Here is a 9,442-nt window from a genome sequence, read left to right on the forward strand (position 1 = left end):
GGCAAGCGGCTCGCTCCCGGCCTCTTCCTCGGCTACCATCGGTCCAAGGAACGACAAAGACGAGTTCGGAATGGCCGGGGACGCCACGCCACAGGGGGGCTGGCATAGCGGTCGTTTCGCGCACACTTTCGCCGCCATCGATCTCGGCACCAACAATTGCCGACTTCTGGTGGCGAGGGCGTCGGTCTCGGGCTTCGAGGTCGTCGACGCCTATTCCCGGCCGGTCCGGCTGGGGGAAGGGGTGGCGCTGAACGGCGCACTGTGCGGCGATGCCATCGAGCGCACGCTCGAAGCGCTCGGCATTTGCGCGACCAAGATCGAGCGTCATCGCGTGACACGGGCTCGCCACATCGCCACCGAGGCCTGTCGCCGTGCCTGCAACGGCGACGATTTCCTCGCTCTGGTAAAGGCGCGGACCGGCCTTTGCTTCGAGGTCATTCCGCCGTCGGAGGAAGCCCGGCTGGCACTGGCAAGCTGCGAGAACCTGCTCGATCCGTCCATTCCCTACGGTTTGCTGGTGGATATCGGCGGCGGCTCGACGGAAGTTTGCTGGCTGCGCGTGGTGAGGCGCGACGACGGGCGCGACGGCGTTGGCACCGAGTTGATCGACATGACCTCCGTGCCCTGGGGCGTCGTCACGCTGACCGAAGCGTGCGGCAGGGGCCAGTCGCGCGAGCAGCCGATGGGCCGCGCCTGCTATCACGACATGGTCGAGCGCATCCGCCAGTCGTTGCGGCCTTTTTGTGCTCGCCACGGAATCGGTCGCGCCGTGGCCCGTGGCGATGTCCAGATGATCGGCGCGTCGGGGACGGTGACGACATTCAGCGCGCACCACCTCGGGCTGAAGCGTTATCATCGCGCGACCGTCGATGGCTCGCGACTGGCGCGCGATTCCATTCTCACCATCTGTGACCAGCTCGCCGGCCTGTCGGTCGCCGAGCTGACGGCTTTCCCCTGCATCGGCGACGATCGGGCCGATCTGGCGCTGGCCGGCGGGGCCATCCTCGAGGCGGTCTGCCGCCAATGGCCCACGGCCATGGTACGGGTGGCCGATCGCGGTCTGCGCGAGGGCGTGCTGATGGATCTGATGCGCCAAGCCGATCGCGAGGCCGATCTTCGCTGCCGGCGCGGGCATTGACGTCATGGCGCGGGCCGGCAAAGGCGGTCGCCGCGGACGCGGCAGCCGATCGTCGGAGAGCGGCAGCACGCCGACGGGACGGCGCGCCACGGTGCGCGTCAAGACCGCGCGTGGTCGTACCGTTTCCTCGCAGCGCTGGCTGCAGCGCCAGCTGAATGATCCCTACGTCGCCGAGGCGAAGAAGCGCGGCTACCGCTCGCGGGCGGCGTTCAAGCTCTTGCAGCTCGACGATCAGTTCCGCTTCCTCAAGCCTGGCGGCCGCATCGTCGATCTCGGCGCCGCGCCTGGCGGCTGGACGCAGGTGGCTGTCGAGCGCGCGAAGGCGGAAAGCGGGGAAGGGATCGTAATCGGCATCGATCCCACGCCGGTCGAGCCGATCGCCGGCGCCACCGTGCTGGCCAAGGATTTTTATGACGAGGATGCGCCTTCCATGCTCACGACGCTGTTGGGCGGCACCGCTGACGTCGTGCTGAGCGACATGGCGGCATCGGCGACAGGCGATCCGCAAGTCGATCATTTGCGCATCATGGCGCTTGCCGAAGCCGCGCATGATTTCGCCCGGCGGGTCCTCAAACCGGGTGGCACTTTCGTCGCCAAGGTCCTGCGCGGGGGAACGGAACGTACGCTGCTCGAACTATTGAAGCGCGACTTCGCCAAGGTCCGACACGCGAAGCCCGACGCCAGTCGATCCGACTCGGCGGAAATGTACGTCGTCGGAACGGGCTTTCGCGGCTAGACTCCGCGCCTTCAGCCACAATCCAAAGGAAACGTTCATGGCGATCGGCATGTATTCGGCATCGGTACCGGTCTATCAGCGTCAGCTCGGCGCCCTCTCGCGGGTCCTCGACAAGGGATCAGCCTGGGCAGCGGCGAAGAAGGTCGACGAGGGTGTGCTGGGCGCGACGCGCCTGATACCGGACATGTTTCCACTCACTCGCCAGGTCCAGCTCGCCTGCCGATTCGCCGAGGAGAGCACGTCGCGCCTGGCGGGCTTGGAGGCGCCGAAGGCGCCGGAAAACGCCGAGAAGACACTGGGCGAGCTGCGTACCCGCGTCGCCGCGGTGCTCGATCACCTCAAGACCTTCAAGCCGGATCAGATCAACGGCAGTGAAGGGCGCGAGATCGTGCTCAACATCGCCGGCAGTCCCCTGAAGCTCAGCGGTGAGCAGTATCTCGAACATTTTGCCATGGCGAACTTCTATTTCCATTGCACCACCGCGTACGCAATCTTGCGTCAGTGCGGCGTCGAAATCGGGAAACGCGATTTCATCGGCGGCCTCTAGCCGGCCGCGGAAAGCAAATCCCGCTGTCGCACTTGGTTTGTATGCGGCAATGTGTATAAAGGCTCGCCAACCCGGCGGCCCCTCCCCAGGGGCCGCCGCTTTTATTTCCGGCGCGGAGGTTGGCATGGAGATTCGGGAAGCGCTCACTTTCGACGATGTGCTCCTGAGGCCCGCCGCTTCGGCGGTGCTGCCGGGTCGGACCGACATACGAACCCGTCTCACACGCACCATCGAGCTCGGCATTCCGTTGTTGTCGGCCGCAATGGACACTGTCACCGAAGCGCCGATGGCGATCGCGATGGCCCAGGCCGGCGGCATCGGCGTCATCCACAAGAATCTGGATCCGGAAGCGCAAGCCAACGAGGTCCGCAAGGTCAAGAAGTTCGAATCCGGCATGGTGGTGAACCCGGTCACCATCCATCCCGAGCAGACCCTGGCCGACGCATTGGCGTTGATGGCCGCCCATCAGATCTCCGGCATCCCGGTTGTCGAGCGCGGGACCGGCAAGCTGGCGGGCATTCTGACCAACCGCGACGTTCGCTTCGCCACCGACAACACGACGCCCGTGAGCGCGCTCATGACCAAGGAGAAGCTGGTTACGGTTCACGAAGGCGTCAGCTCGGACGAAGCCAAGAAACTGCTGCATCAACGCCGCATCGAGAAGCTGCTTGTTGTCGATGCGGACTATCGCTGCATCGGCCTGATCACGGTGAAGGACATCGAGAAGGCGAACAAGTTCCCAGGCGCCAGCAAGGACGAGAAGGGCCGCCTGCGGACGGCCGCCGCCACGGGTGTCGGCGAGGACGGCATGCGTCGCGCGCAGCTCCTGATCGATGCCGACGTCGACGTGATCGTCGTCGATACCGCGCACGGCCATTCCAGGGGCGTGCTCGAGGCCGTGACGCGCGTCAAGAAGCTCAGCAACTACTGCCAGGTGATGGCGGGCAATATCGCGACCGCCGAGGGCGCCAAGGCGCTGATCGATGCCGGCGCCGATGCGGTCAAGATCGGCATCGGCCCCGGCTCGATCTGCACCACCCGCATGGTGGCGGGTGTCGGCGTGCCGCAATTGACGGCGATCCTGGAAGCGGCCGAGGTGTGCCATGCAGCCGGCGTGCCGGCGATCGGCGACGGCGGCATCAAGTATTCGGGCGATCTCGCCAAGGCGATCGCCGCCGGCGCCGACTGCGCCATGATCGGCTCGCTGCTCGCCGGCACCGACGAGGCACCCGGCGAAGTGATGCTCTACCAGGGCCGCTCCTACAAATCCTATCGCGGCATGGGATCGATCGGCGCCATGGCGCGCGGCTCGGCCGACCGCTACTTCCAGGCCGAGGTCGAAAGCAGTCTGAAGCTGGTGCCGGAGGGCATCGAGGGCCGGGTGCCGTACAAGGGGCCCGTCGGCAACATCCTTCACCAGCTCGTGGGTGGCCTGCGTGCGGCGATGGGCTATACCGGCAACGCCACCATCAAGGACATGCAGGCGAGGCCGCAATTCCTGCGCATCACCGGATCGGGGCTGCGCGAGAGCCACGTGCACGACGTCGAGATCATGCGCGAGGCGCCCAACTATCGCGGCGGGATGTGACGGCGCCGAAGCTCGTCGGCGATCCTTTGCGCGGCGAGGCGCGTGCCCTCGGGGCCAGGATGAGAGACCCCGTAGATCGCGTCGAGGCCGCGGCCGCGGACCGCCTTGTCGATCGTCTCGAACATGTCGAGGGTGGCGAGGCCCGCGTCGGCGGCGCAGTCGAGCACGTCCTTTGACCTCTGCCTTACGATCGGAGCGTAATCGTCGTCCTTCCAGAGATAGGGATCGTATTCGGCGACGACGAGGGTGGGCAGGCCGAGCCCTGCCAGCCGGCGCATGAGGGCGCAAGCGAGCGGCTTGCCGGCGCTTTCGGGCAGCACACGCTCGAAGTCGAGCGCCCACTCGTACTGCCAGCCCTGATGCTTCAGCACCGTGTCGACCAGCGCCGACCAGCCGAACAGACGATGCGAGAGCGACAGCGTGTCCGCCGGCGCGGGCGAGGGCGGCACCGGCGTGTTGCGCAGGACCAGCCTGTCGCCCTGGAGCTCGAAATAGGGCTTCTCGGCGCCCCAGACGCGCTTCATCTCGGCGCGTCGCACATCGTCGGCGATGTAGCTCAGGACGATGGCGGCGGGCCTCACCTGTGGCACGACGATCTCGGCGCGCAGCACCATCTGGTCGATGCCGTAGCCGCTCATGGCGGCGTTGATCACATGTCGGCGCATGAGGGCCTGCAGGTGGGTCGGCCAGGTCTCGCTGTCCGTCACCTCGTCGCCATGGGCGTAGGAATCGCCCACGACCAGGATCGGGGGTTCGGCGAGAGCGAAGCCCTCGGGCGCCGGCGAGCGGCGGAAGCTGTGCTCATCATAGGTCTCGCCGGCGCTTGCATAGCCGGGGCGCGCAACGAAGCCCAGCCTGTCGTCGTGCACCAGCCGGCCGACACCATTGGCGACGGTTGCGCGTCGCGCCTGCAGGACGAGATTGGGCCAATGCACGAGCCAATCGGCTCCCCGCGCCAGCCGGCATCCGAGTTCGAGGACGATCAATGTCAGCAGGATCGAGCCGAGGACCAGAGCCGCGCGACCGATCATGTCAATGGCTCCGCCTTGCCAATGCCGTATCCACGAGCCTTGCGATCAGCGCATTGCCGCGATCGTTCATGTGCCAGAGGCCGTAGAGGTCGCGCGGACCGCCCTTGCCCGGCCATGCGGCCAGAGCGTCGTAGCTGTCGAGGATGTCGAGGCCACGCTGGCGCGCGCACGCGAGCAGCGCGCGTGTCATGCGCCTCTGCTCGGCGGCAAACTCGGCATCCTGCCAGACGACCGGATCATACTGCGCCAGCACCAGCACCCGCGCGTCCGTGAGGCGCTGCAGCTCCTGCAGCCGCGACATCAGGCGGCAGGCGATCTGCTCGCCCTCGCCTGCGGGATGCACGCGGATGTGGTCACCGAACCAGTCGTGGAGGAGATCAAGGCGGCGCAGGATGAAATCGAAGAGATAGGAGTAGCCGAGCGTGCGTTGCCAAAAGGTCAGGGTAGTGCGCGGGTCGGGACGCGGCGGCACCGGCACGTTGCGCAAAACCAATCCGGTCCCTTGCAGATCGAAGTAGGGTTTCTCGGCTCCCCACAGGCGCCGCATTTCCGTACGCCGGATATCGTCGGCGATGAAGCTCACCACGATCGCGGAGGGATGCTGCGCCGTGCCCGCCTCTGCGCGAAGCACGATCTGATCGAAGCCATAGCCGCTCACGCCGCCATTGAGAACCCGTCGGCCGGTCAGGGTCTCCAGATGTGCAGGCCAGGTCTCGTTGTCGGTCACTTCGTCGCCAAAGGTATAGGAGTCGCCGACGGCCAGGATTGGTCTGTCCCCGGTTACCGGTGACAGGTCACCGGTGGCGCGAAAACCCTGGCCATCGAAGCTCACGCCCCCGGCGGCATAATTCGGTCGCGGCACGTAGCCCAGCAGCGCGTCGTCGGCGAAGCGGCTCTCTTCCCGCTCTGCAAGGACGGTGCGCGCCCCGAGCACGAAGTTCGGCCACTTGTAGAGATAGGCTCCGCTCCAGGCCCGCAATCCAAGCTCCAGCAGCACAAGCGAGACCACAATCGAGCCGAGCACCAGCCCGATACGGGAGGGCAGGTCCGAATGCCGACGCGGCTTGACGGGCACAGCGGGAGACGGCACGGCGTCACGTCGGAAAGCGTTGCGCGGCAGGCTTATTCATCGTAGCGGCAGGACTTGAAAGGATGGAGACGTGACACCGGGCGCGCGGGTGGCCGCCACCATAGAACTTCTCGACGAGGTCGTCAGCCGGTCCGACCGGCCGGCCGACCTGGTCGCCAACGCCTTCTTTCGGTCCCGCCGTTTCATTGGCGGCGGCGATCGGCGGGCGGTGTCCGATCGCGTCTGGCGAATCCTGCGACGCTATGGCCAGCTCGGCTGGTGGCTCGATCGGACACGCCATCCCGATCGGTCGGCGCGCGCCCTCGTGGGGGCGGACCTGCTGCTCGTCGAAGGACTGACCTTGCCCGACGTGCAGGCGATGTTCGATGGCGGCCGCTATCGGCCGCTGCCGCTCGACGAGGCGGAGATGCGCGCGCTGCGTCAGATGGAAGGCCACTCGCTCAGTCACCCCGGGCAGCCCGACTGGGTCCGGCTGAACGTGCAGGAGTGGGTGACACCGTATTTGCGTGAAGCCTACGGCGAGGCATGGGGCCGCGAGATCGCCGCGCTCGAAGCGCCGCCGCCGGTCGATCTGCGCGTCAATCGACTCAAGGCGACGGTCGCGGAGGCACGCCGGGCGCTGCACCGCGAGGGCATCGAGACCGAGCCGATGCGCTATGCGCCTGACGGCCTGCGACTGACGCGCCGGCTGTCGGTCGTGGCGGGAGAGGCCTTCCAGGGCGGGCTGGTTGAGATCCAGGACGAGGGCTCGCAGCTCGTGGCGGCGCTGGTCGATGCCAGGCCCGGCATGCAGGTGGCCGACTATTGCGCCGGCGCCGGCGGCAAGACGCTCGCCCTCGCGGCCGGCATGAACAACAAGGGACGGGTCGTGGCGATGGATGTGCTGGAGACGCGCCTCGACCGCTCGGCGCAACGCCTGCGCCGGGCGGGCGCGCACAACGTCGAACGGCGCGCGCTCGGCACCGACAATGCCAGGTGGCTGAAGCGCCAGAAGGGGGCATTCGATCGTGTGCTGGTCGACGTGCCTTGCAGTGGCACCGGCACGTGGCGCCGCAATCCCGACGGGCGCTGGACATTGACGCCGCAAGACCTGGCGGAACTCTTGCCCAAGCAGGCCGAGATCCTGGATGCCGCCTCGCGCCTCGTGAAGCCGGGCGGCGGATTGATCTACGCGACCTGCTCGGTGCTGCCGGTCGAGAACGAGCGGCAGGTCGAGGCCTTTCTCCAGCGCCATGCCGACTTTGCCCTCGTGCCGGTCGCCGATCTGTGGTCGCAAGCCGTCCGCAGCGAGCCACCGGCCGGGATGGCGCAGGCTCCTTATCTCAAGCTCTCGCCGCTGCAGCACGGCACTGACGGCTTCTTCGCGGCGATGCTGGTCCGGAGATCGATGCAGCCCGAGGAGAAGCAGGCTGAAGAGAAGGCGGCGTGATCCGCATCCGTCGCGCCACCCGAGCCGACGCCGTGGCGATTGGCCGGGTTCACGTCGAGACCTGGCAGTCGGCCTATGCCGGCCTGCTGCCCGACGCGATGCTGGCCCACATGTCGGACGTGCGGCACTCGGCGATGTGGGCGCGGGCATTGTCGGACGCGGCGGAAGCCCGCGGCATCTTCGTGGCCGACGACGAGGAGATGGGCGTCGTGGGCTTCGGCAGCTGCGGGCCGGTGCGCGACCCGCCGGAAGGCCTGGACGGGACCGAACGGCGCGTGGGCGAGGTCTATCTGCTGTATGTCGAGCCCGACTTCCAGAACCAGGGCCTCGGCCGGCGCTTGCTCGATGCGATGTTCCGCCAGCTCCAGTCCGACGGCTTCGACACGGCGGTGCTTTGGATGCTCGCCGAGAACCCGACCCGGTTCTTCTACGAGGGACTGGGCGGCGAGCTGGTGGGCCAGCGCACGGACACCTTCGCCGGAACCGACATCGACGAAGTGGCCTACGCCTGGCGCGATCTCGACATGCCGCTGATCCGGCGGCGTCTGGCGCCCTGATCCACATTGCAGGCCTGCGCGCGCTCGCCTATATCGCGCCATGACCGACCGCTTGCTGATCGTCGATTTCGGTTCCCAGGTTACCCAGCTGATTGCCCGGCGCGTACGAGAGGCCGGGGTATATTGCGAAATCCATCCTTTCCAGTCGGTTGACGCTGCCAGGATCGAGGCTTTCGGCCCCAGGGGGATCATCCTGTCCGGCGGCCCTGCCTCGGTGATCGAGGGCGAGGCGCCGTCGGCCAATGGGGCGATCTTTGCCGCCAAGGTGCCGGTGCTGGGCATCTGCTACGGCGAGCAGACCATGGCGCATCAGTTGGGCGGCACGGTCGAGAGCGGACATCATCGCGAGTTCGGCCGGGCCGAGGTCGAGGTGAAGGCGAACTCGGCCCTGTTCAAGGATGTCTGGCAGCCGGGCGACCGCAAGCAGGTGTGGATGAGCCACGGCGATCGCGTGACCCGCCTGCCGGCCGGCTTCTCGGTCATCGCCACCAGCGAGAACGCGCCCTTCGCCGCCATCTCCGACGAGAAGCGGCACTATTACGGACTGCAGTTCCATCCCGAGGTGATGCATACGCCCGACGGCGCCAGACTCCTGCGCAACTTCGCGCTGAACATCGCGGGCTGCGCCGGCGACTGGACCATGGCGGCGTTCCGCGAGCGCGCCATCGCCCAGGTACGCGCCCAGGTCGGCAAGGGCCGGGTGATCTGCGGTCTCAGTGGCGGCGTCGACTCCTCGGTCGTGGCGGTGCTGCTGCACGAGGCGATCGGCGATCGGCTGCAGTGCGTGTTCGTCGATCATGGCCTGTTGCGGCTGGGCGAGGCGGAAGAGGTCGTGTCGCTGTTCCGCGACCACTACAACATCCCGCTGGTCCATACCGACGCCTCCGGGCAGTTCCTCGCGGCGCTGAGAGGCGTCATCGATCCGGAAACGAAGCGCAAGACGATCGGCGCCCTGTTCATCGACGTGTTCGAGCAGGAGGCCAAGAAGATCGGCGGCGCCGAATTTCTGGCGCAGGGCACGCTCTATCCTGACGTGATCGAGAGCGTCTCCTTCACCGGCGGCCCCTCGGTCACCATCAAGAGCCATCACAATGTCGGCGGCCTGCCGGCCAGGATGAACATGAAGCTGGTCGAGCCGCTGCGCGAGCTCTTCAAGGACGAGGTGCGCGACCTCGGCCGCGAGCTCGGCCTGCCGGCCGACCTGGTGAACCGCCACCCGTTCCCAGGCCCGGGGCTCGCCATCCGCATCCCCGGCGAGATCACAAGGGAGAAGCTCGACCTCCTCAGGAAGGTCGACGCGGTCTATCTCGACGAGATCCGCAAATC

General features: G+C 67.1%; 9 protein-coding genes. 7 read left to right on the plus strand and 2 right to left on the minus strand.

Annotated elements, in window-relative coordinates:
- Positions 1 to 70 precede the first annotated feature (70 nt).
- The 4 genes from VH499_RS16315 to guaB all read left to right on the plus strand — a co-directional run bounded on the left by VH499_RS16315 (position 71) and on the right by guaB (position 4,009).
- Positions 71 to 1,138, plus strand: coding sequence for a Ppx/GppA phosphatase family protein (locus VH499_RS16315; RefSeq protein ID WP_332053801.1), 1,068 nt, complete (start codon positions 71 to 73; stop codon positions 1,136 to 1,138).
- A gap of 4 nt (positions 1,139 to 1,142) precedes the next feature.
- Entirely contained in the window at positions 1,143 to 1,874 is a 732-nt protein-coding gene (locus VH499_RS16320) for an RlmE family RNA methyltransferase (RefSeq protein WP_332053802.1), read from the plus strand.
- Between the two features lie 37 nt (positions 1,875 to 1,911).
- The gene (locus tag VH499_RS16325) at positions 1,912 to 2,421 is read left to right on the plus strand and encodes a DUF1993 domain-containing protein (RefSeq protein WP_332053803.1); all 510 of its coding nucleotides are present in this window, start codon (positions 1,912 to 1,914) and stop codon (positions 2,419 to 2,421) included.
- A 124-nt stretch (positions 2,422 to 2,545) separates the two neighbouring features.
- Entirely contained in the window at positions 2,546 to 4,009 is a 1,464-nt protein-coding gene (gene guaB, locus VH499_RS16330) for an IMP dehydrogenase (protein WP_332053804.1), read from the plus strand.
- On the opposite strand, the gene VH499_RS16335 is transcribed toward guaB, so the two are convergent.
- Together VH499_RS16335 and VH499_RS16340 are read right to left on the minus strand one after the other, a co-directional pair.
- A complete protein-coding gene (locus VH499_RS16335) occupies positions 3,991 to 5,040 on the minus strand; it encodes a hypothetical protein (protein ID WP_332053805.1) in 1,050 nt (349 codons plus the stop codon). The two genes, guaB and VH499_RS16335, sit on opposite strands and share 19 nt — an antisense overlap.
- Position 5,041: 1 nt before the next feature.
- Complete coding sequence (locus tag VH499_RS16340; protein WP_332053806.1) at positions 5,042 to 6,130, minus strand: SGNH/GDSL hydrolase family protein; 1,089 nt, start codon at positions 6,128 to 6,130, stop codon at positions 5,042 to 5,044.
- A gap of 70 nt (positions 6,131 to 6,200) precedes the next feature.
- Here VH499_RS16340 and VH499_RS16345 point away from each other — a divergent pair, with 70 nt between their 5' ends.
- The 3 genes from VH499_RS16345 to guaA all read left to right on the plus strand — a co-directional run.
- On the plus strand, positions 6,201 to 7,559 hold the full coding sequence (locus tag VH499_RS16345) for an RsmB/NOP family class I SAM-dependent RNA methyltransferase (RefSeq protein ID WP_332053807.1): 1,359 nt from the start codon (positions 6,201 to 6,203) through the stop codon (positions 7,557 to 7,559).
- Positions 7,556 to 8,116: an N-acetyltransferase gene (locus VH499_RS16350; RefSeq protein ID WP_332053808.1), complete on the plus strand. Its 561-nt coding sequence runs from the start codon at positions 7,556 to 7,558 to the stop codon at positions 8,114 to 8,116. Before VH499_RS16345 ends, VH499_RS16350 begins: the two co-directional genes overlap by 4 nt.
- Before the next feature lie 40 nt (positions 8,117 to 8,156).
- A partial coding sequence (gene guaA / locus VH499_RS16355; protein ID WP_332053809.1) for a glutamine-hydrolyzing GMP synthase occupies positions 8,157 to 9,442 on the plus strand: 1,286 nt, incomplete at its 3' end.

Source organism: Reyranella sp. (assembly GCF_036558665.1).
Taxonomy (GTDB): domain Bacteria; phylum Pseudomonadota; class Alphaproteobacteria; order Reyranellales; family Reyranellaceae; genus Reyranella.

What these genes read in the sequence shown, in the direction of transcription:
- VH499_RS16315 (WP_332053801.1), top strand. Translation starts at nt 71, where the DNA reads ATGGCCGGGGACGCCACGCCACAGGGGGGCTGGCATAGCGGTCGTTTC.
- VH499_RS16320 (WP_332053802.1), top strand. Translation starts at nt 1,143, where the DNA reads ATGGCGCGGGCCGGCAAAGGCGGTCGCCGCGGACGCGGCAGCCGATCG.
- VH499_RS16325 (WP_332053803.1), top strand. Translation starts at nt 1,912, where the DNA reads ATGGCGATCGGCATGTATTCGGCATCGGTACCGGTCTATCAGCGTCAG.
- guaB (WP_332053804.1), top strand. Translation starts at nt 2,546, where the DNA reads ATGGAGATTCGGGAAGCGCTCACTTTCGACGATGTGCTCCTGAGGCCC.
- VH499_RS16335 (WP_332053805.1), bottom strand. Translation starts at nt 5,040, where the DNA reads ATGATCGGTCGCGCGGCTCTGGTCCTCGGCTCGATCCTGCTGACATTG.